Source organism: Pseudomonas sp. FP597 (assembly GCF_030687435.1).
Taxonomy (GTDB): domain Bacteria; phylum Pseudomonadota; class Gammaproteobacteria; order Pseudomonadales; family Pseudomonadaceae; genus Aquipseudomonas; species Aquipseudomonas lactucae.
The window spans coordinates 2,852,378-2,874,526 of the sequence record NZ_CP117432.1 but is presented as its reverse complement, the minus strand read 5'-3'; the positions used below and the strand labels follow the sequence as shown (position 1 = coordinate 2,874,526).

22 protein-coding genes are annotated in these 22,149 nt (G+C 56.0%); 7 read left to right on the top strand and 15 right to left on the bottom strand.

Translation table 11 applies throughout. The features are described 5' to 3' along the window. Positions 1 to 99: 99 nt before the first annotated feature. A complete protein-coding gene (locus PSH66_RS13470) occupies positions 100 to 1,050 on the bottom strand; it encodes a GlxA family transcriptional regulator (protein WP_042944552.1) in 951 nt (316 codons plus the stop codon). 182 nt (positions 1,051 to 1,232) lie between these two features. Here PSH66_RS13470 and PSH66_RS13465 point away from each other — a divergent pair, with 182 nt between their 5' ends. The 7 genes from PSH66_RS13465 to PSH66_RS13435 all read left to right on the top strand — a co-directional run bounded on the left by PSH66_RS13465 (position 1,233) and on the right by PSH66_RS13435 (position 7,202). Then, positions 1,233 to 1,955: a pirin family protein gene (locus PSH66_RS13465; RefSeq protein ID WP_078824347.1), complete on the top strand. Its 723-nt coding sequence runs from the start codon at positions 1,233 to 1,235 to the stop codon at positions 1,953 to 1,955. Positions 1,956 to 2,098: 143 nt separating this feature from the next. Continuing rightward, positions 2,099 to 2,524, top strand: a complete 426-nt coding sequence (locus PSH66_RS13460) for a hypothetical protein (RefSeq protein WP_305429347.1) — start codon at positions 2,099 to 2,101, stop codon at positions 2,522 to 2,524. 173 nt (positions 2,525 to 2,697) lie between these two features. Continuing rightward, positions 2,698 to 3,240 carry a thioesterase family protein gene (locus PSH66_RS13455; RefSeq protein WP_141064472.1) on the top strand — a complete coding sequence of 181 codons (543 nt, stop codon included), beginning with the start codon at positions 2,698 to 2,700 and terminating at the stop codon, positions 3,238 to 3,240. 304 nt (positions 3,241 to 3,544) lie between these two features. Further along, complete coding sequence (locus PSH66_RS13450) at positions 3,545 to 4,273, top strand: winged helix-turn-helix domain-containing protein (protein WP_078732861.1); 729 nt, start codon at positions 3,545 to 3,547, stop codon at positions 4,271 to 4,273. Next, positions 4,266 to 4,958: a hypothetical protein gene (locus PSH66_RS13445; protein WP_003173494.1), complete on the top strand. Its 693-nt coding sequence runs from the start codon at positions 4,266 to 4,268 to the stop codon at positions 4,956 to 4,958. The genes PSH66_RS13450 and PSH66_RS13445 overlap by 8 nt, the downstream gene beginning before the upstream one ends. Positions 4,959 to 4,990: 32 nt before the next feature. Then, on the top strand, positions 4,991 to 5,563 hold the full coding sequence (locus PSH66_RS13440; protein ID WP_003173493.1) for a winged helix-turn-helix domain-containing protein: 573 nt from the start codon (positions 4,991 to 4,993) through the stop codon (positions 5,561 to 5,563). Between the two features lie 247 nt (positions 5,564 to 5,810). Continuing rightward, entirely contained in the window at positions 5,811 to 7,202 is a 1,392-nt protein-coding gene (locus tag PSH66_RS13435) for an undecaprenyl-phosphate glucose phosphotransferase (RefSeq protein WP_042944550.1), read from the top strand. Between the two features lie 87 nt (positions 7,203 to 7,289). On the opposite strand, the gene PSH66_RS13430 is transcribed toward PSH66_RS13435, so the two are convergent. The 14 genes from PSH66_RS13430 to PSH66_RS13365 form a co-directional block, all read right to left on the bottom strand. After that, the gene (locus PSH66_RS13430; RefSeq protein ID WP_305429345.1) at positions 7,290 to 9,380 is read right to left on the bottom strand and encodes a YjbH domain-containing protein; all 2,091 of its coding nucleotides are present in this window, start codon (positions 9,378 to 9,380) and stop codon (positions 7,290 to 7,292) included. Then, positions 9,377 to 10,108 (bottom strand): capsule biosynthesis GfcC family protein, encoded by a 732-nt coding sequence (locus PSH66_RS13425; RefSeq protein WP_370694850.1) that lies wholly within the window; start codon positions 10,106 to 10,108, stop codon positions 9,377 to 9,379. Before PSH66_RS13425 ends, PSH66_RS13430 begins: the two co-directional genes overlap by 4 nt. Before the next feature lie 32 nt (positions 10,109 to 10,140). Continuing rightward, positions 10,141 to 10,800: a YjbF family lipoprotein gene (locus tag PSH66_RS13420; protein WP_305429343.1), complete on the bottom strand. Its 660-nt coding sequence runs from the start codon at positions 10,798 to 10,800 to the stop codon at positions 10,141 to 10,143. A gap of 14 nt (positions 10,801 to 10,814) precedes the next feature. Then, positions 10,815 to 11,927, bottom strand: a complete 1,113-nt coding sequence (locus PSH66_RS13415; RefSeq protein ID WP_017527342.1) for a polysaccharide biosynthesis/export family protein — start codon at positions 11,925 to 11,927, stop codon at positions 10,815 to 10,817. 87 nt (positions 11,928 to 12,014) lie between these two features. Beyond that, the gene (locus tag PSH66_RS13410) at positions 12,015 to 12,248 is read right to left on the bottom strand and encodes a hypothetical protein (RefSeq protein ID WP_305429341.1); all 234 of its coding nucleotides are present in this window, start codon (positions 12,246 to 12,248) and stop codon (positions 12,015 to 12,017) included. Between the two features lie 430 nt (positions 12,249 to 12,678). Then, positions 12,679 to 13,572 (bottom strand): dTDP-4-dehydrorhamnose reductase, encoded by an 894-nt coding sequence (rfbD, locus tag PSH66_RS13405; protein WP_305429340.1) that lies wholly within the window; start codon positions 13,570 to 13,572, stop codon positions 12,679 to 12,681. Positions 13,573 to 13,574: 2 nt separating this feature from the next. Continuing rightward, positions 13,575 to 14,114, bottom strand: a complete 540-nt coding sequence (gene rfbC, locus PSH66_RS13400) for a dTDP-4-dehydrorhamnose 3,5-epimerase (RefSeq protein WP_003173486.1) — start codon at positions 14,112 to 14,114, stop codon at positions 13,575 to 13,577. Next, positions 14,111 to 14,989, bottom strand: a complete 879-nt coding sequence (gene rfbA, locus PSH66_RS13395; protein WP_305429338.1) for a glucose-1-phosphate thymidylyltransferase RfbA — start codon at positions 14,987 to 14,989, stop codon at positions 14,111 to 14,113. Before rfbA ends, rfbC begins: the two co-directional genes overlap by 4 nt. Positions 14,990 to 15,040: 51 nt before the next feature. After that, positions 15,041 to 16,108, bottom strand: coding sequence for a dTDP-glucose 4,6-dehydratase (gene rfbB, locus PSH66_RS13390; RefSeq protein WP_305429337.1), 1,068 nt, complete (start codon positions 16,106 to 16,108; stop codon positions 15,041 to 15,043). A 68-nt stretch (positions 16,109 to 16,176) separates the two neighbouring features. Next, positions 16,177 to 17,583 carry a mannose-1-phosphate guanylyltransferase/mannose-6-phosphate isomerase gene (locus PSH66_RS13385; RefSeq protein WP_017527337.1) on the bottom strand — a complete coding sequence of 469 codons (1,407 nt, stop codon included), beginning with the start codon at positions 17,581 to 17,583 and terminating at the stop codon, positions 16,177 to 16,179. Positions 17,584 to 17,636: 53 nt separating this feature from the next. Next, positions 17,637 to 18,743: a DUF1972 domain-containing protein gene (locus PSH66_RS13380; RefSeq protein WP_305429335.1), complete on the bottom strand. Its 1,107-nt coding sequence runs from the start codon at positions 18,741 to 18,743 to the stop codon at positions 17,637 to 17,639. Next, complete coding sequence (locus tag PSH66_RS13375; protein WP_305429334.1) at positions 18,736 to 19,881, bottom strand: glycosyltransferase family 4 protein; 1,146 nt, start codon at positions 19,879 to 19,881, stop codon at positions 18,736 to 18,738. The genes PSH66_RS13380 and PSH66_RS13375 overlap by 8 nt, the downstream gene beginning before the upstream one ends. A gap of 18 nt (positions 19,882 to 19,899) precedes the next feature. Beyond that, positions 19,900 to 20,964, bottom strand: coding sequence for a polysaccharide pyruvyl transferase family protein (locus PSH66_RS13370; protein WP_305429333.1), 1,065 nt, complete (start codon positions 20,962 to 20,964; stop codon positions 19,900 to 19,902). Beyond that, positions 20,961 to 22,136 (bottom strand): teichoic acid transporter, encoded by a 1,176-nt coding sequence (locus tag PSH66_RS13365; RefSeq protein ID WP_305429331.1) that lies wholly within the window; start codon positions 22,134 to 22,136, stop codon positions 20,961 to 20,963. The genes PSH66_RS13370 and PSH66_RS13365 overlap by 4 nt, the downstream gene beginning before the upstream one ends. Between the last annotated feature and the right edge of the window lie 13 nt (positions 22,137 to 22,149).

Here is a 22,149-nt window from a genome sequence, read left to right as displayed (position 1 = left end):
CCGTGGGCTTGACGCTATCTTGCCAGCTACCGGTGACAGGACAATGCTGGCACAGGGAGCGACACGGACAATCGGGTGCGCGAGACGGACATTCTGTCGCTAACTGAACTGTTGTCGGTATTGGGTGGGGTTGAGGCCAAGCTTTTCACTGAACAGAGAGCGCATATACCGCACACTGCCGAAGCCTGCGTGGAAAGCCACGGTCTTGAGCGGCAGGTCGGTGCTTTCCAACAATTGCCGGGCACGGTCGATACGTGCGCCTTGCAAAAAGGCCATGGGTGTCATCTGCACCTCCCTGGCGAACAAACGGGCAAAGTGGCGTGCGCTCATGCCGGCCAACTCGGCCATGGACTCGATGGTAAACGGTTGTTCCAGATGGGCCAGCACATGGTTCTGCACGCGGGTGATCGCGGTCTCTTGGGGCGATACGGCGGCGGTCATCGGGCTGAATTGGGCCTGGCCACCCTGGCGTTTCATCACCACCAGCAGCACCTTGGCCACGTCCACCGCGACTTGCTTGCCGTGGTCCTGGGCAACGACGGATAACGCCAGGTCGATGCCCGCCGTGACCCCGCCCGAAGTAATCAGGCGTCCGTCCTGCAGGTAGATGCGATCCGTCTCGACGATGGCCTTGGGGAACGCCTTGATCAGCCGCTCGGTGTAGTGCCAGTGGGTGGTGACGCGGTGATTGTCGAGCAGACCGGCATGGCCCAGCACAAAAGCGCCGGTACAGATGGAGCCGAAGCGCCGTGCCCGTGGGACGGCGGCCTTGAGCCAGGGCAGCAGATCGGGGTGGCATTCGTTATAGGCCCCCGGACCGCCAGGCACCAACAGCAGGTCATAGGCACCGTCGGCCTGTTCCAGCAACAGGTCGGCCTGCACCATCACGCCGTTGGAGGCGCGCAGCGGGCCGGGCTCGGTGCCAATGATGAGGATCTGGTAATGCGCGGCCGCGGGCAGGTAGCGGTTGGCAATGGAAAACACTTCGAGCGGCCCAGCCATGTCGAGCAGGAGGAAGTCCGGAAACAGCGCCATGGCCACGGTTTTCATAGCAAAGAAGTCCATCGGGGGGAAGGAAAGCGGCGGCCATTATGCCACGTCGCAGACTGTCAACTCTATAGAGACAGTCATTCAGATTTCAGCTTCTTAATGAATCGATCAGCAACCATTAACCTTCTTCTCAACGCCGGAGCCCTGCATGTCGCAGCCCGCTCCCACTTGAGGACACTACCATGCTGACCCTTCGCAAAGCTTCCGAACGCGGTGCCGCCAATCACGGTTGGTTGAAGTCGTTCCACACCTTCTCGTTCGCCAACTACTGGAACCCTGCCGAACAGGGCTTTTCCGACCTGCTGGTGATCAACGATGACCGCGTCGCCGCCGGCAAAGGCTTCGGCCAACACCCGCACCGCGACATGGAGATCTTCTCTTATGTGCTCGAAGGCGCCCTGGAACACAAGGACACCCTGGGCACCGGCTCGGTGATCCGCCCCGGCGATGTGCAACTGATGAGCGCCGGCAGCGGCGTGGCCCACAGCGAGTTCAACCACAGCCAAAGCCGTGGGGTGCACTTTCTGCAAATCTGGATCGTGCCGTCCGTGGCCGGCGCCGAGCCGCGTTATCAACAGGAGCACTTCAGCGAGGCGCAAAAACGCGGGCGCCTGCAACTGATCATCTCGCCGGACGGCGCCGACGGCTCGCTGAGCGTACGCCAGGACGCGCGGGTGTATGCCGGGCTGTTCAACGGTGATGAAGCCGCCACCCTCGACCTGCCGCCCAATCGCCATGTGTACCTGCATGTGGCCCGGGGCAGCGTGGAAGTCAACGGTCAACGCTTGCAGGAAGGCGACGGTGCGCGCATTCGCGATGAACAACTGATCCGCCTCAGCCACGGCGACGATGCCGAGGTGCTGGTGTTCGACCTGCGCCCTCAAGAACTGCCGCAGATGCCATGACGCCCCGCGATGGCTCTTCGAAGCGGGCCATCGCTGACGTCGATAGTCACCATCAGCGCAATGAAGTTCTCTTAAAAAATGCAACGCGTAACATCAAACCCATACCCGGCAACACCTACTTAAAACACTTGGAGCACACACTCATGAAACGCCAAATCTTGCTTAGCCTTGCTTTCTCGGTACTCGCTGCAAACGCATTTGCCCACCCGGTTGTTGCAGAAGGTGGCGCGGACCGCCTGATTGAAAGTCGTGTTGCTGAAAGCGGGGCCGATCGCCTGCAAGGCAACCGTGTCGCTGAAGGCGGTGCCGATCGTCTGCAGGAACGTGGCTTGGCCGAAGGCGGCGCGGATCGTCTGCAGGAACGTGGTCTGGCCGAAGGTGGCGCCGATCGTCTGCAGGAACGTGGTCTGACTGAAGGTGGTGCCGATCGTCTGCAGGAACGTGGTCTGGCTGAAGGCGGTGCGGATCGTCTGCAGGAACGTGGTCTGGCCGAAGGTGGCGCCGATCGTCTGCAGGAACGTGGTCTGGCTGAGGGTGGTGCCGATCGTCTGCTGGACAACCGCGCCTGACCCGCCCTGTTCGCGGAGCACCCCAAACCGGCCTGATCAGCCGGTTTTTTTTCGTCTGTTCAACCGGGAATAACCCAACTGCGCACTGCGCCGTAAATATGTCATTTACGGACCTACCTCCATCACCGCCAGGTCCTTACAGTGCTGCCTTGATCAACTGGCAGGCCTCTTTTATGAATCTCTGGTTTCGTTTGCTATACATGCTGTGCCGCCGTCCATGGCGCAAACCTGCACATGGCCTCGCCACCACCGTGGTGCGCATGCGCGTGTGGCCGCTGGACCTGGACATAAACCGACATGTCACCAACGGCCGCTACTTTTCCCTGGCGGATGTCGCACGGATGGATTTCGTCCTGCGCACCGGGGCCTTTCGCGTTGCGTTACGCCACAAGGCGCTGCCCATCGTCGGCGACACCTGGGGTAAATTCCGACGCGAATTAAAGCTGTTCGAGGCGTTCGAGGTACACACCCGCATGCTCGGCTGGGATTCCAAGTGGAGCCTGATGGAACACCGTTTTGTCAGCCGTGGCCGCGTAGTCGGCGTGGTCGTGATGCGCGGACTGTTCCGCTCGGCCAAGGGCACTCTGCCTCCCGCTGAGTTTGTGCGCGAACTGGGCCTGGCGCAGGATTCACCACCGATGCCGCAATGGCTCAAGGACTGGGCTCAGAGTTGCGATGAGATGAGTGGGCAATTGCGGGCAGAGGAGCACGCCTGAAGAGACCATTCCCTGGAACGCCTGCCCTCTAACGACTTGCGCTCCGCAACGGGCAAGACTGAACCTTGCACCGTGTAAAAATCGTTGGGACTAAAATACTTAGCGAACATTCCAAGTATGCACTAGCCTATTGCTTAAGTTCAGGTAACCCCCCCTCGCAACAACCCTTTAACTTTCTCGCCCCCCGAAAAAAGCACGACAAATGTTAAAATTTGTCACTTTTTACCGTATTCAATTCGATTAGTATCTAAATGCTAGCAGCTATTGAACTGTCGGCCATGCATGCAAGAAAAGGGAGTGGGTTATGCATTTTTCCAATGTCCTCGCTATTGCACGGACTCAATCGAAATCGGAGGACTTTCGGCAGTTGATAGCTCGGACTGTACCGAATGATTTAAAAGTCGACACACGCTGCTACTGTCAACTAACTGACGCCAAAGAAAAACACGGGCATTACCATGCCGTCATTATAGAAATCGATACGCCCTCTGCCCTCAATCAAACGCTGGACATTATAAGAAAGACTCGGAGCGACAACCCGGGCTGTACTATATTTGTCGTTGTGACGTTTGCATCCACCTTGAGCAAGACAAAATACTACCTGGCCGGCGCTGATTATTGTGTCAAGGTGGTAGAAACTTCTCCTGAAAAAAAACTAAGCCTATTTGATGCTTTTCTAAGTGAAAACGCTCGTCTCAATTGCTGCGGTCTGATGCTCGACCAAGATCGCATGTGTCTTTTTGGCGAAGGCAAAAAACTGGAAATATCCTTTGTTGAAATGAAGGTACTGGAAGCCCTCATGCAGAACAGGCTCCTTAGTCACAATGAAATAGCCGAAGTCATGGGTCTTAATACCAAGCATTACGACTCCAGAGCGCTGGAAAAGTCTATCAGCCGTCTGCGCAGTAAAATCAAGGCGCACTACGGTGACAACATCATCCAGAACATTCGCGGCTATGGCTACAAACTCAGCCGAGGACTTATCCACACCAACCATTTCCAACCCATCGAGGAGAGGCCGAACCGTGAATAGCGAACAACTATCCCCTGCAGACGTTGTGCACTTCACGATAACCCGACAGGCCATCGTCGAGCGTAGCCAAGCATTGTGGGGCAGTGAAATCGCCGTATCCGGCACAGGGGATCGCGTGCAACTTGACAGCGCCTATAGCCAAGCGCTGCAACATACCCTGCCGCGCCGCAAAACACCCCAAGTTGTCAGTCATAGGCTTGTGAAGATAGATCAGGCTGCGTTAATGAACGAAGCTCTGATAAAAGACATTTTTCACGTGGCTCAGACACTGGAAAAACAAGGGCATGCCTTTACGCTCAGTATCGACAATCCGCTGGACACGCTGCCAGGGCCCGTAGAACGCAGGGCAATGGTACGCCAACTGTATAGACTCAAAGACCAGAACTGTATCAATTTGGCTTATGACAACTACACACTCGATACAAAACCCGGTGACCTTTTAACCGATCTGAAACTGTACGACTACATCAAAATGCCCCTCCCGGACTCGGCCCTTCGGCTTAGCCTGAACACCCGCTCCGGTCTGTTCGATCGGCTCTACGACCACATGCTGGAATTGATCCATGCCACCCGAGTGCGCTTTATCGCCAAAAATGTCGAGTTTTTCGATAGTGCAATGTTGGCTAAAAATTTGCCATTCGAATACTTTCAGGGTGGCTATTACTCACCTGCCGACCGTTTATAAAAACCTGCCTTTTTCCGATCTTGGTAGACACTATGAGCTCTCTCAAAAAATACGCTTTCCCCCCCACACTTCCCGCTATCGCACTGCAGGACTTTACGCCCAATGCAGAAATGTTCCACTACGACTTGAATGCGCTGGCCACGCACACCCTCACCTTGCCTTCACAGCCGTTTGACGCTATGCGGCAGGAGTCAAGAATGCCAACGCCCAAGACCGCTGATGGCCCGCCTAATACCCACACACGTCCTGCGGACAAAAAACCCGAAAGTACTCATCTATATCCCCAGGACATCTGGCTGCTTACCCAACATGATCGAATACTGGTCAAAGGCGACCTGCGTATTTCGTTGACCACCATCGAATCGGCGCTGATAAAAAAAATGCTGCACCACGAAGAACGCGTGGTCAGTAAGGAAGAGTTGATCCGTAATATAGGCCGCGAGCCGGACCACTACCGAGGCTTGGAGATGTGCCTCAGTCGTTTGCAGGAAAAGTTCAAGCGGGTCAATGATGGCGAACGCCTATTCCGCGCGGTCAGAAACCGTGGCTATTGCCTCACGCAGAAAATCAAGAAGCCGTTAGAGCTGAACCCATCGCGCCGTTAATATAATAAAAAATACAGGTCCTATCACGCACCCCACCTATTACCACCCTCTTATACCTGCCCATTTATAACACACTTCTTGATAACAGCATGTTCCTCACTTTGTTATAAGTCGTCAGCCACTGACCCCGACCGTTCATTACTATCCATGGGTACGCGCTTGCGCGTGCCTGTCGTTTTAATGCGCTTATACCGCAACTTAATTAAACCCTGCCACTACGTGCGTGGTCGCCACCGGGAGCAGAACTATGCTGAACAATACTAGAATGCATCGCAACCTGACCCCCAAGGGTCTGACGTTCTGGGGCCAATGGACGCTTGCGTCAGGCTTGGTCGTTGCAGTGTTGTTTATGTTGGTATTTTTAAAGACAGGCCAACTTGAGCACAACTATCGAGTGCTCGCCGCCTTTACAATACTGGCGTCCCTCCCAGCCTACAGCCTGTGCGATGTATACAGCAAAAGAGATGATTATGCCGTGGGCTTGGGACGGCTGTTCATGGGTTGGCTGTTGACGGTGGGCATATTATTTGCGGTGGGCATAGCCTGCGAAGCAGGCACACTGTTCCCACTGGAAACGTTATTACTGTGGGCCGCACTGAGTTATCCGTTACTAGCCCTGTGTTATATCCCCTTGCACAGCCTGTCACGCTATTACCACCGCCAACTTCATGAGCGGCAAAAGTCATTGATCGTGGGAAACGGAAAACTTGCCGTGGACCTGGCCCGAACCCTCTCTCGCCAAAAACGCTCCCCATTGGTGGGCTTGGTCGGCTGCTACGCCGAAGCGGTCGAAGGCGCGCAGCCGCAGATACTCGGTGATCTGCCGCACTTGCCGCAATTGATCCGGCAACACGGCATTCGTCGGCTCTATATCACCCACTCGCTGCAGGAAGCCACGCACATCGAGGCGTTGTACCTCAACCTGCTGGACATCAGCGTGGATGTGATCTGGGTACCCGACCTCAATAACATGCTGCTACTCAACCATTGCGTGGCCGAAGTGGATGGGCTGCCGGCGATTTTCCTCAATGAAAGCCCGTTGACCAGCCGCCCCACCGCCGCCCTGAGCAAGTCGCTGCTGGACAAGAGCATCGCCTTGCTGGCGATCATCGTGCTGAGCCCGGTGCTGTTGCTGTTCGCCCTGCTGATCAAGCTCACCTCGCCAGGCCCTGTGATTTTCAAGCAGGAACGTCATGGCTGGAATGGCGAGGTGATCAAGGTGTGGAAGTTTCGCTCGATGCGCGTGCATGACGACCATGAAGTGCGCCAGGCCAGCCGCAATGACTCGCGGATCACCCCGGTAGGCCGGTTTATCCGCCGCACCTCCATTGATGAGCTGCCGCAGTTGTTCAACGTGTTGCAGGGGCATATGGCCCTGGTCGGCCCACGGCCCCACGCTATTGCGCACAACGACTACTACTCGGGGAAAATTCTTGCCTACATGGCCCGCCATCGGATCAAGCCCGGCATCACCGGCCTCGCCCAGGTCAATGGCTGCCGGGGCGAAACCGAGACCCTGGAGAAGATGCAACGGCGCGTCGACATCGACCTGCACTACATCAACAACTGGTCGCTGTGGCTGGATATCAAGATCCTGGTGAAGACGCCGTTTACGCTGCTTTCAAAAGACATCTACTGATAACGGCCAAAGGTGGGAGGGAGCGTGCTCCCTCCCACCTTTTTTATCCGCGTTATCCGCGCGGCAGGCTTGCTCGCTTCAGCCTGTCTACTCGGTGATCTTCTCGAAGTTGTTGTAGAACCGCCCGCTGTCACGCCCCTCTGTCATCGTGTGCAATGAGTAGGCACGGTTGAGGCGTGCCCCGCCATCGCGGGTCAGGGGTGACCAGACTATATTGGCGCGACGCATCGTCGAGGTACTCATGAATTCGTCGAACGGGATGGAAATATAGATCCCTTTGTCGAAACTGCCCTCGCCGTAGTCCGCCTTCGAGGCGGTCGTGAGTGTGACCCATGCGCCAAATCTCACGCCGTTCTTGAACTCGCGCGACAGATCCACGGTGGATCCCCAATCACGCGCCAGATAACGCCCGACACTGACAGCCGCCTGCACATCACCCGGCAGTTCGGTGTAGCTGGTGACATGGCCGGTCACCGTTTGATAGTCACGCAGCCCGAACCCCTGGTTGAAGTCACGCTGGCGCACGACGTTCACGTCGGCGCCCACTGACCAGCCTTGCCCCACGGGCCGATAAAGCACTTCGCCGCCGACCCCGGCGAACATGGATTCCAGATAACCGCCGTAGACCATGCCATACAGGTTCTGATCCAACTGCACCGCATGGTTGAGCTGGAACGTCGGCATCGTTACGTCGGAGGTGGTCAGGTACTTACGCAGGTCGGTGCGCACGCGCGGCAACCCGCTCGGCGCATCGTAGGTGAACTTGTCATAGTTGTTGTACAGGTTCGCGCTGAGCATGCCGCTCCACCAGATATCGCGGGTAAAACGGTACTGCGCGTCGGCATCGGCGCTGAACTGATAGAGCAACCCGTCAGGGCCGCCGATGTTCTGTTTGTAGCCCAGGCCAACGCCATAAGTAAACGGGTCCAGGGCCTGGGTATAGAGGGTTGTCTCCCGATGGGCGAGCGCCGGATTGACCTCAGTTGCCCGGTGGAGATCCTGCAGCGGCCGATCATTTTTGAGCACCGCGCGGAAGGTGTCACGCGGCACGCTGGTCTCTTCTATCGACATGTCGTAACGCTGATCGACCAGGGTGAACCATTCGACGTCCTGGTTAACGCTGTTGTCGAGAATTCGGCTAGCCCGCCCTACCGCCTTGGCCGGGTTGAAGTAACGGGACTGTTCGCCATACACCAACAACTCCGGACCGCGCTGGGCAATGCGCTTGACCTGGTAGCCGGCGTTTTGCTGCAACCGGCTGGACACATTCGCCCAGTTCACCTGATCCAACGGGGTCGACGGCACCTGCGGCGGCAGCGGTTCGGCAGGAGAGTCATAGGTTTTGACGGGGGCCTTGCGGCTGAAAAAGTTGGTGTGCAAGGTAATGCCGAACATCGCAGTATTGCCGCGTTCCCAAGCCGCGCTCAGGTCGACGCTGTCGGCCAACTTGTAGACGACGCCGACGTTGATCGGCAGGTCTTGCTTGATCGGGTTGTCCAGCGGCTCATTCTTGTAATCATTGCCTTCGTATTCAAGTTTCAGGCTCAGCGGCTCCCAGGGGGTCTGATAGGCAATCCCGGCAAACAACGAGGGGTGGCCCCTGAAGTAAGCGTTGGTGTTCACTTCACCCGCCCTGGCCACATCCGCATCGCTTTGCGGCCGGTCGTTGAATTGGCTGCCCACTATCGCCAGCGGGTTGCTGAAATCGCCCCGGTTGCCCAAGTAACCCCAGGCAAGACCCAGGCTGAAATCAAGGTCGCCGTAACGCTTGTTGGCGACGAAATACTCGCTGGAGAACAAGCCTGTCCCGCCGATGTCACGGGCGCCGATTGCGGCTTGCGGAGCCCAGTGGCTCTCCTCCCAAAGCCGCGCTTTCACATCGATGGCCTTGTCCTTGAAGCTTTGATTGCCGCTCAACGCCTCCGGGCCGTACTGCCGGTTAGTGATCGCGGTATAGCGGAACGAACCCTCCAGCCAATCAAAGGGCTGGAAGGAAAAACTGTAGCGCGAATAGGGGTCTGTACGACTGGCGGTAGCGCTTAATTCCCCGACAGGCGCCATGCGCGCGGTGGGTGTCTGCAACAGACCGACACCGCCAAAGTCATTTTGGGTGTAGCGCGGTTCGCCATGAACCAGCCCACACGGCAAGAGCAATGCAGCAGCAAAACGTAGCTTCAAGGGGCCACCTCAGCCAAGGGTTGAGTGGCGAGAAACTCGGCCAACTGTTCATTGAGTTCAGGTGTCGGCGATTGCAGATCATCACTTCGGATAGGCACCAGGATCCGGCTGCCGGGGGCAGGCATAACACCTTCCTCATGGTTCCATGGCGCCACGCCCAGGCGCCTCACGTGGCCATCGGGCTGAATCAACCACACATAATCGCTTTGGGCGTCGCTGAGAATCGCGCAGCGCCGGGCGTACACCCAGGCTTCTTGCGCTGCGGCATAAGGCACCTGACAGGTCTGCTCCACCGCTCCCCACACTTCGACGGTGGACGGCCGAGCCGGATAAATCAGGCGGTCGCCCTCATCGAGCGGGCTATCAAGCGCAAACCCTACCTCCAAGGCGATCGGATCAAGCACCGCAACCTGGCGCCCGGTAACCGGCAACCGCTCCACTTGCTTATACAAACGCGCGCTCAATGCAGCGCGAGTGTCACGCCCTTCCAGCAAGGCGACTTGCTGCAGCAATTTCAGATCGAACAACACCCCGGCCTTCAAGCGGGCCTGCGGGCCTTCCAGGGAACGGTGCAGCCACGCGGCGCCCAACCAGTAACTTTCGGCGTTGGGCTGGGTTGCAAGGATCACGTCCCGCAGACGTGTGCCGGGTTGGATGGCGAGGTTGCCGGGGTTTCGGACATCGCCGCTGACGGTGATGTCGGCCTGGCTTACCCCCGTGGCGAACATGCACGCGCCGAGCAATAAAAGGCTTGGATACTTCACCGGACAGCCTCCCGATCAGGGCGCAATTGCACTATTTTCAGAAAAATCTGCGGCGTCAGGTGCTGCTCGCTTTGCATGATGAAACCGTCCTGGGGGTCCACCCAGTAACGATTGGTCGCGCGAAAATCCAGGCCGGGTATCGCCACCTGCTCGTCGATTCGCAGCAAGGCGTAGTCCCTGTTCAGAATCCGGATAGGTTCGATGTCGTGCCTGCTGAAACGGCTATTGACGCTAAGGCCGACGCGGTAGCCTTGGTAGATATCGATCCAGCGCGTGCTGGTATGCCCGTCGTGCAGATGCTGCAAACCGCGCTTGAACGGCGACTCACCATCAAAGCGCGTGCCATCGAGCGACACCCCCAACCCGACCGTGCGCACCACCAGGCCGTCGCGCATCAGCAACACCTGATTGCCGGATGCGAGCCAGAACTGCAGGTCGCCACGTCGACGCGCCATGGCCATCACGCCCTCGCTGGTAACGGTCGTCACCAGAATTTGCGGATACGGCACGGCCGCTATCTGGGCCGGAGTCAACTCCAGCGAGGCAGGCCCCTGGGCGGACGCTTTGAACGTGTCCCATGAAGCCTTCATCAAGGGGTTGCACCCACACAGCAGTAGCGCCGTCGTCAGAAAGGCACCGGTATGCAAAGTTTTCACGGATTGACTAAGCCTTATCTGCTGTTGGCTTCACTGAGATTGTTGACCGAACTGGCTCCGGTCCCGAGGACACTGGCCGTAGGCAGAAGCTGGCTGATCAGGCGGTTCCAGCGGGTCACGCCGGCCGGGCCGACATACACGATATCTTGCGGTTGCAGGTCGAAACGGGTGGCCAATACCAGGGCGGACGGCGATTCGGCATTCAGTTGGAACACCTGGGCCGGCTCGGTTTCCAGATTGCCCGCGCCTCGGATCACGTAAACCGCGTTGCCATTGGAGGTGGTCTGGTTCAAACCGCCCACGGTGCCCAACGCATCAGACAAGTTCATCGACTTGCTCTTGAAGCTCAACGCCCGGGGTTGGTTGACCTCCCCCATTACGTAGATCCGTTTGAGGTCGTTGTAAGGCAAGTACAACTGGTCACCGCCTTTGAGGTAGACCTTATGCAGTGGCGAATCCCGGCGATTGAGGGTGTCCAGGTCCAGCGTGTATTCGCGACCATCGCGCGTCAGTGTCAGCCCGGACAGGTCAGCATTCATCGGGTCTACCCCTGCGGCGCCGATAGCTTCCACCACGCTCAGCGCATTGGTAGTGATCGACTGTTGACCCGCTTTTGCCACGGCACCGGACACCACCACTACCTGGCTGGCAAAGCGCAAGACACTGACATCCACCTGAGGGCTTTCCACAAACTGTGACAGTCGCTCGGCGATATACGCCCGTAGTTCTTCGATGGTTTTGCCGGCGGCCGGGACATTGCCGATATAGGGGTAAAACAGCGTGCCATCCGGCCGCACCAGACGGCCGTTGGCATCCAGTTGTTGTTGCGGGCCGGAAGGCGCCGTCAACTCGGGGTGATCCCACACCGTAATAAACAACAAGTCATTGGCGCCGACGCGATAACCGCCCGGAATATACGACAGCAGTTCGGGGGCAACCGTCTCGCGAACATGCAGGGCGGCATCCATGGCAATCAGCTTCGGCGTGATGGGTATAAGCTCCACCCGGCTACTCTCGGGAGAGCCGTCACGTGTCAATTGACTGGTGTCCATATGTTGGCCAGGGGAAAACATACAGCCGTGCAAGGTAATACTTGCCAGCGTCACAGCAAAAAGCCTTCGGGTCATAATGGCACTACACTAGTCGGGGACAAGTCCAAACAAGATCACCCAGAAGGTTCTGAGTGATCTTGAACAACACACTTCGCAGGGGGTTCAACGGGTACCCGTAGTTCCGGTGGTGCCCGAGGTCCCTGTGGTTCCGCCATTGGAGCTTCCTCCGGAGCTTGATGCCGCCGCCACGGCGCCGGCTACCACCACCGCCGCCACCACGGTCTCACCGACCGTGACAGCGCCTACCACCGGGGTGCTCAAGCTTAGGGGCTCTTCAGCCGCCCATACGGCGGTGCTCATTAAAACCAGCAAGCTGGCGGTAAACAGTTTCTTCATAGCAGACTCCTCCTCAACATCAACAAGTTGATATTAAGAGACGGTAATGGAACAGCAGGTATATAGACTTTGGCGTATCAGCCGAACACACTCGGCCATGCGCCAGTCTCGTTTGGAGCATGTCATTTATAAGTGCTGCATGCCATACAACAGCACTTTCCATGCGTCACGCACAGGCCGCAGAACCCGTCGCGAACATTGAACAGTTTTACGGATATTTGCGGACGTTCAGCGCTATAACAGCGATGTTACGCGCAATGTTGCAGCCCCCAGCGTCCGAGCCAGCCGCCCCACTGTTATTATTCGTCAGCCTTACCGAAACGGCGTTCTGTTAAATAATGATATTCACGCGTACCGCGACAGAAAATAACATTCGCTCGTGAAAACCCAGTATTAACAGGCGCAAGTATCACTGCCCTGACTGGGCAGTTTAGATAACGAGTGATGCACTTCCCAGTTGTTGCAATACCTGTTGCAGCTCTACCTTCCAACTGCGCGTTGACACCCCATAATCCTGTTCGAGGGTCTGGCAATCCAGCACGGACCAGCCCGGACGTTTGGCTTGCGTCGGGAACTCGGCGGAGGTAATCGCCTTCAACCGAGGTTTCTTTTCAAGCAGCGCCTCTGACCGCGCCTGGTTGAAAATCTCTTCTGCAAAGTCATACCAGGTGCAAGCAGGCGCGCCGCTGTAGTGGTACACGCCCCATTTGAGCATGCCGTCGCGGCAAAAAATCGTCGCCAGCGCCCACAGGGTGTCGGCAATACTGCCGGCGGAAGTCGGGCAACCACGCTGGTCCGCGACGACGGCCAGCTCATCGCGTTCACGTCCAAGGCGAAGCATGGTTTTAACAAAGTTGTTGCCATGCGCGCCGAACACCCAACTCGTTCGCAAAATCACATGGCGCGAACAATGCTGCTGCAGCTGCTGCTCACCCGCCAGCTTGCTGGCACCATAAACGCCTGAAGGTGCGGTGACGTCACCCGGTGTATAGGGGAGCGTGTGGTTGCCATCGAATACGTAATCGGTAGAAATGTGCAGCACGGCAATACCCTGTGCCTGCGCTGCACGCGCCAAGTGCGCAACACCATCGCGGTTCACCGCATAAGCCCGCTCGATATCGCTCTCAGCCTTGTCTACAGCGGTATAAGCCGCCGCATTGATCAACAGTTGCGGCTTGATCCGCGCCAGGACCTCCTCGACCTGAACCGAGTCACTGATATCCAGCTCACCCGAACCATAGCCAATCACGCTGAACCCGGACGGTGCCCTGAGCAGCAGCTCGCGCCCGACCTGCCCCTGTGCTCCGGTGACGATTACACGCATGGTCATTCTCCGCTCAGCAAAGCGCGCAAGCGCGGGTGGCGCTGATCTTTTTCCGATAACAAAGGCGACCCCAGAGGCCAGGCGATGCCCAGGTCCGGGTCATTCCAAAGAAGCCCACCCTCGTCTTTCGGGTCATACAGATCGGTGCATTTGTATTGAAAGTCGGCGGTATCGCTCAACACGCAAAAACCGTGGGCATACCCTGGCGGTACCCACAATTGGAGATGGTCCTCGGCGGTCAATTCAACCGCCACGTGTTCACCACAGGTCGCAGACGCCGGGTCGATGTCTACGACCACATCGTAGACCGCGCCTCGGGTCACCCGCACTAACTTGCCTTGAGGACGGCTGCGTTGGAAATGCAGCCCACGTAACACGCCCTGTGCGGAACGCGAGTGGTTGTCTTGCACGAACGGCTGTTCAATCCCAATGTCGCGATAACGCTGCTGCTGGTAACTCTCCAGAAAGAACCCGCGGGCATCACCATAAACGCGGGGTTCGATAATCAGCACACCGGGCAACCTGGTTTTGATGACATTCATTTCGCAGGCTCCGAAGCGAGTACCTGTGCCAGGTATTGGCCATAACCGGTTTTGCGTAAATCCGTGGCTTGTCTATTCAGTTGCGCCGCCGACAACCAGCCCTGGCGGTAGCCCACTTCCTCAAGGCAAGCCACTTTCAGCCCTTGGCGTGCTTCCACGGTCTGAACGAAATGCCCGGCCTCCATCAAGGAGTCATGGGTGCCGGTGTCGAGCCACGCGAACCCACGCCCCAGCACGCTGACGTGCAAATCCCCACGCTGCATGTAAGCGTTGTTCACGTCGGTGATTTCCAGCTCGCCACGCGTTGAGGGCTTGACCTGCCTGGCAATGTTCACCACGTCGTTATCGTAAAAGTACAGGCCCGTGACCGCGTAATTGGACTTGGGACGCTCAGGCTTCTCTTCAATGCTGATCGCCTTGCCGTGGCTGTCGAAGTCGACCACGCCAAAACGCTCGGGGTCGCTGACACGGTAGCCAAAGACGGTAGCGCCGCTCTTGCGCTGGGACGCTTCATGCAGCAACGCGCTGAAGCCGTAGCCATAGAAAATATTGTCGCCCAATATCAGCGCAACATTGCTGTCGCCGATAAAGTCTTCGCCGATGATAAACGCTTGCGCCAAACCATCCGGGGACGGCTGTTCGGCATAACTGAGCTCAATGCCGAAAGAAGAACCATCGCCCAGCAGGCTTCGAAAACTGGGTAAGTCTTGCGGCGTCGAGATAATTAATATCTCGCGGATACCGGCCAGCATTAAAACCGACAACGGGTAATAGATCATCGGCTTATCGTAGATGGGCAGCAGCTGTTTGGAGACGCAGCGGGTAATGGGATGCAAGCGCGTGCCGGAACCGCCCGCCAGAACAATGCCTTTCATGGAGTGCTTCCTTTTTGAAAATGTCGATGGGTGAGGCAGTGTTTAACCAGTTCAAGCGTTCTGACCCAGGCGCTCCGGCCGGTACTGACCATTGAGTACGCGTTGCCACCACGTCTTGTTTTGCAAATACCACTGGACGGTTTTGCGTATACCGCTTTCAAACGTTTCGTGAGGCTGCCATCCCAGCTCACGCGCAATCTTGCCGGCATCAATGGCGTAACGAAGATCGTGACCTGGCCGATCTTTAACAAAGGTGATCAAGTCACGATAACGTTCCACGCCGGCCGGTTTGTCGGGCGCCAACTCTTCGAGCAGCGCGCAAAGCGTTTCCACGACTTCAATATTGGTTTTCTCGTTGTGGCCGCCAATATTGTAGGTTTCGCCGACCGCGCCCCGGCACAGGACTTCACACAGCGCACGCGCATGATCTTCAACAAACAGCCAGTCCCGCACCTGCAAACCATCGCCATATACCGGCAGCGGCCGGCCATGAATGGCATTCAGAATCACATGGGGGATCAACTTTTCGGGGAAGTGATAAGGACCGTAGTTATTTGAACAATTGGTCACCAGCACGGGTAAGCCATACGTACGCTGCCAGGCCCGAACCAAATGATCCGAACTGGCCTTGGACGCTGAATAGGGCGAGCTGGGCGCATAAGGCGTGGTTTCCGTGAACAGGCTATCGGGGCCGTCCAGGTCGCCATAGACCTCGTCTGTCGAAACGTGGTGGAAGCGAAACCGGTTTTTTTCGTCAGGCGCCAACGCACTCCAGTAGCGCCGGGCCGCTTCAAGCAACGTATATGTCCCGACAATGTTGGTCCGGATAAAGTCAGCGGGGCCATCGATAGAACGATCGACATGGGATTCCGCCGCCAGATGCATTACCGCATCCGGGCGAAATGTCATGAAAATCTGCTCCAGTGCCGGGCCGTCCCCTATATCGGTTTTAAAGAACTGATAGCGCGACGAGTTTTCGACACTGGCGAGTGAATCGGTATTGCCCGCATAGGTCAGTAAGTCGAGGTTCGCGACGCTATGGTTTTCATTTATCAGGTGGCGGACCACGGCTGATCCAATGAAACCGGCGCCACCGGTAACGAGGATTTTTTTAAACATGAGTGAAGATCCTGAGGGTGGAATAAAACTCGATCGAGCCCCGTTATTGATCATCGGATCGCCGGCGCTCACGCTCGGCCATATTTATCTTCAAAGCGCACGATGTCGTTCTCACCCAGATAGGAACCGGACTGTACTTCGATCAGTTCAAGCGGGATCACGCCCGGGTTTTCAAGCGCATGCACCTGACCGATAGGGATGTAAGTGGACTGGTTTTCAGTGACCAAGTAGGTCTTCTCTCCGTTGGTCACCTTGGCCGTACCGCTCACGACGATCCAATGTTCCGCCCGGTGATGATGCATCTGTACCGAAAGCTTGGCGCCGGGTTGCACAGTGATACGTTTGACTTGGTAGCGGTGACCTTTGTCTATCGAGTCATACATGCCCCAGGGGCGATAGACCTCGCGGTGATTGACGTACTCGTGCCGGGCGGATTGCTTGAGCCGCTCGACTATTTTCTTTACGTCCTGTACCTGGTCTTTGTGCGCGACAAGGATCGCGTCATTGGTTTCGACAATGACCAAGTTCTCGACACCGACCGTTGCAATCAGGCGGCTGTTGGCGTGAACGTAGGTGTTGAACGTATTCTGGGCAACGACATCGCCCTTCAATACGTTGCCTTCGGCATCTTTGACGAACGTATCGGCGAGCGCGGACCACGAGCCGATATCACTCCAACCGGCGTTCATCACGACCATGACCGCGTCTGCGGTGCGCTCCATCACCGCGTAGTCAATGGAGTCTTCGGGGCAAGTAGCAAACACATCACGGTCAACTCGGGTGAAGCTCGAATCCCTGGAACCGTTGTTCAGCGCCTCACTGCAAACAGAAAGGATCTGCGGGCAGAACTTCTGCAGTTCCTCCAAATAACGGCTGGCACGAAACAGAAACATGCCGCTGTTCCAGAAGAATGTTTTGGCCAACAGGTATTGTTGAGCCAGATCCAAGTCCGGCTTTTCGACAAAACGGTTCACGCGAAAGCCGCACTCGCCGACAGGCTCGCCCTTCTCGATATAGCCGTAGCCGGTTTCCGCATACGTCGGAACAACGCCGAAGGTGACTAACTTACCGTCCAGGGCCAATGGGAGGGCGCAGTTGATACTTGCTTGAAACGCTTGCACATCCTTGATGGTGTGGTCCGCCGGCAAGATCAACAGCAAGGGGTCCTCCCCATCGGCAGTGGCCTGCAATGCCGCCAATGCCAGCGCCGGCGCCGTATTACGGCCGACGGGTTCAAGCAGTATATTCGCGTCTTCCAGCCCCAACTTGCGCAGTTGTTCAGCGGCCAGAAAGCGATGTTCTTCGTTGCAAACAAGCCTGGGTGTCCGTACATCCAGCCCCTTCAACCTCTGGATAGTGGCCTGAAGAAGAGAGATGTCAGTGTCCACCAACGATAAAAATTGCTTGGGGTTTAATTGACGCGACAACGGCCACAGGCGCGAACCCGTGCCTCCAGATAAAATCACCGGAATCATGTGACACCTCATCGAAAAGTAAACGTCAGGATCAGCTTGAAATGATCAACGGCTCAGGCGGGATACCATTCAATTAACAGCTGTTCATAGGCACTCAACACCTGCTCCCACTTGAAGCATTCGGCAAACCTGGCCGCACCGGCTTGTTTCAATGCCAGGGTGCGTTGTGGGTCTTCCAATAGTTCATCGAGTAATCGAGAAAGCGCCTGGCTATCGGAAAAATACGCAGCGCCCCCACCCACTACCCAGCGGTTGAAGGGGTTGTCGTGCGCAATGATTGCGCAACCGGCGCCCAACGCCTCGACCAGAGAGGGGTTGGTTCCGCCGACACGATGACCGTGCAGATAAAAACGGCTGAAATACCTCAGCGCCTGGACGACTTTGGCGTCGTAGATAGCCCCTGGAAAGACCACTTCAGCGCTGGCCGCTTCCATCACTTTCTTATGGTATTCATTGGTACTCGGCGTGAAGTTTCCAAGCACCACCAGTTTGTGCTGCCTGACGCTCGCACTGAATGCCTGGACCATCTCATAAAAAGAATTTTCCGGTTCGGGCCTGGCGATAATAATCGAGAAGTGATTTGGCTCCAGCGCAAACGTACTTAACACCTCAGCCGCCGCCGACGTCACTTCATCTCCTCCGTAGGGAATCATGGTGATCTTGTCGGCACTGACCCGCGTCGCAAGATGTTCCTTAATTCTTGGGTGGTCGGCCACCAAGTGGTTACCGATCCAGCAACCGGCTCTTTCGTTCAACCAGAACCACGCCTTGGCTATCTTCCCCCACTTCTGCCGATGCCACTCGATACCGTCCATATTAATAATATTCACTTGGCCTTTGAGCCGCTGAAGGCTATTGAAAACAGCGGTGTTATAGCCCAGCGTCAGAAACAGGCCGCGCTCACCCAGCGCGTGCCAAACAGCCTTCAAGTCGAATATAACCGTGCCCAACGCACCCTCCCGAGACACCGGGATATGAACACGGCGGATACCGTTCCATTCTGTTTCAGTGACGCTGCCCGTGCCGCTTTCCTGGCAGTAAACCGTGATGCGCCAACCTTTAGCCTGCAAATACACCGCTAACTTTTCGGCAAATGTCTCGAAGCCGCCGTGCTGCGCCGGGATACCTCTTATTCCAAGAACCAGCAAATGCCTACTCATAGTTTTCGAACACCTTAATATGCTGACGCGCGACCAGTGACCAATCATGTTTTTCAACCATCGTGGTGCGAGCGCGCTGCGAAATGTGCCGCGCAGTGCTGGAACCCAGCGCGTTGATTATTTGTTGCGCCAAATCGTGCGGGTTATCCGTTTCAAACAGAAACCCGTTTTCATTTTCGTCGACAACCTCGACCATCGGCGGTAACCGTGAAGACACCGTAATACAGCCATACGACATGGCCATCAGCAGTACGCCACTTTGATAAATTTTCTTATAGGGAAGGACCACAATATCGGCGGCAGAATAATAAAAGTCGACATCCTCATCCTTGATGTATCGAATATGCGGAATAACCACGTCAGAGATGTTGTTCGATTTTATTAAACTCTCATAACCCTGGAATGAATCCTTCCACACCTTGCCGGCAATCAATAGCACCGCCTGGGGCTCACGCTTGGCGACGATCTGCATCGCGTTCAACAGTACATCCAACCCCTTTACTTTTTTTATCTGACCAAAAAAAAGTATGATTTTCTTATCTTCAGGCAGCGTCAGACGCCGACGCGAAATGACGCCCTCGCGCCGTTTCACGAAGGGCAGATAATTACCATGGGGAATGACGGTGATGTTCGTCTTCAGACCTTGAGCAGCAAGCACCCCCTGCAACTCGCGCCGCGAGAATTCGTTATGCACAATAAATTCCTGCGGGGCCCGCAGGATGGCCGCATGGGTGCGGGTCAGAGACGCGCCTGCAAAAGACTCGACATCATGAATGGTTGCAATGATTTTTATCCGGCTCAAGCGCAATAACCTGCAGGTGATCAACTCCAGTAGCGAATATTGAAAAAAATGCAGGTGGCAGGTTTTTCCACCCTTTTTCTTGATATCCACGATCGACCTGAGCAAGGCAACGATGAAGCGAGCGAACCTCAGGAATTTATTGGACTGACCATACACACCCTTGAAAAATTTATTGATCGTGAAATTGTTCGAACTCTGCTCCTGCGACTCGGGACACGTATACAGATTGACGCAGGCATCATTCCAAACCAGCCCTTGTCCGAGGCCGGTATTGTAGTAATTCATTCCGCCATGCCCGCCAACCGGTTCAATGATGAAATAAGCCAATTGCCCCATGAGAAAGTCCTTATCCGCTTAATTTAACAACCGATATATTTCGCTGATCGTCGACTGCGCCCGTTGCCTCTGCGTAGTGGCAACCGCACTGACACCCACCGTGTAAGTCGGTATAAATTCGTCTATCGCACCGCGCTCAATCAAATACGTCTCGGTCTGAGTCTCTGCGGTAAATTTCTTATTTTTGTCTGAGTAGTTGTATAGGGAAAACGGCGTACCTAACGAATACGCAACCACAGCAGGATGCAGCCGCGCCGTCAGTATGTGCCGAGCCCCTTTTATATACGCCATGGAGCGGTCGATATCCGAACCGACGATGTTGAAAACCGTAAAGCCACGGTCTTTCAACTCGCTTTGTGCGTACCGCGACACGCCGGTATCAACCTCTGCATCCGCATTGAATATGCCGATCCGGTTAATACGCAACCGCCAGCAAATCCTGATGGATACGTCTAGCAATTGGCTATAAATGTCGCCGCTGGATTGCTCGCCATACCCTTGCAGATCGCGCAGACACACAATGATGTAGTCCCCTGCACTCTCCAGATCGCCCCCTGCGCCGGCGTCGTCAGTACCCAGCGCGTAGGCCAGGTCCACGGATTGTTTGATTTTTTCACGGCGGGCCCAAGGATTGATTTTCCTCACCGCCAATAGCGAGGCTGAATCGCGAATATAAAAGGCTGTGGCCATGACGGTCGCAAAAAATAAAATCAAACGGGTTTTCAGCTTTTTATGATTGTCGACGCCAATACCTGCGTAGATGACATGAGCACCGAACAGGCGAGCCCATGCCATGTATTTGACCCCTCCGGTGCCGCCCTCATCCATGAAACATGTTCCGCCACCCCACACGATGGCAGAACACTTAATCACTGTTTTGTAGGCAAGCCAGCGGTTGGCCTTGTTGAGTTCCACCACAGTAATCGCGCCTTGGCGAATGAAACCCTGTTGTTTAAGTGCTTCGCCATCGCCGTAGGTCAATACCGTATACACCACACCCGCACGTCGCTCAGACAACAGCGACTTGAGCATGAGCAGATCACCAAAGTTATTGCCATAGTAGCCAATGATCACAATGTTCATACACGCATGCTCTTTTTATAAAGAATGTAATACGAGACGGCAATAAAGCATTCGCTGGCCACAATACTTGCGCCAATACCGTTCGCCTCAAAGGGCATCAACACAACAAACAAGCCCACTTGCAACGCCACGCCAACACTGGCGACCATTATTTTTTTGCTGACCCACTCTTCGCTCAATAACGCCGCCCCTAAAGGTGTTGCGAAAAACCTGAAGCCAATGGACAGCGCGGCGATTTGCAACACCTGCGCGGCATACACATAGTCGCCACCAAATACCAGGTGCACGAGGTCATGGGAATACACACTCAGGCCAATGCCAACCAGCGCCCCCGCGCCCAATGAATACCGCGCATGCTGCAGGGGCAGGTTTTTTTCAGCCCCCGAAAGTGCGTGGTACTTTTTTATTAGGTAGGTGTTAAAAATCGTATTGGGTGCGATATACAGCGCCGTGAGCAGCGTATTACAAATGGCTAAATACCCGGAATACGTCGACCCATAGATAAGCCCCAGCAACGAAATGGGGATTTGCAACTGGGCTATATTCAGCGCGCCATTCAACGAATATTTAACGGAGTCTTTCAGGAAGCTTCGCACCTTCAAAGCCACCTGTTTGCCATGCCGTGTCATCAGCATCAAACACAACATCGCACATGAAACGTTGGCAACCCCCAGGGCCATGGCGGTGTGCGCGAGGCTCGGAGTCAGCGCATAAAAAACCCCTGCAACCGCTATGATCCGGGATACCGGTACCAGCACTTGCCCCACGGAAATCCGCAGCGGGCTGCTCCTGAGCTGACCTTGAGTGATGACGATCGCCTGCGCCGCCAATGCCGCCACGCCCGTCGCCAGTGCAACGGCCACGAACCCATCCATTCCCGAACCACATAACAGCACCACACTGACTGCAAAGGCCGCCAGCGTATTGATTGACAGGCAAACATAAGCAACCCGCATCGACGGCGCATATTCGCCGGGTGCGCGGCTGACACGCCTCAACAGCAAACTATTCACACCGCTGAACGCCAAAGCGCCAAGCGTGATGGTAATAGCGTTGGCGTATGAGACCAGACCAAAGCTGGCGGCATCCAAGGCTCTACTGAGGATGACCTGAAGCAAGAACGTTGCGCCCGCAGCGCCAAACGATGAGATCAATAATTGAATCGCCTTCAAGGAAAAACTCCTG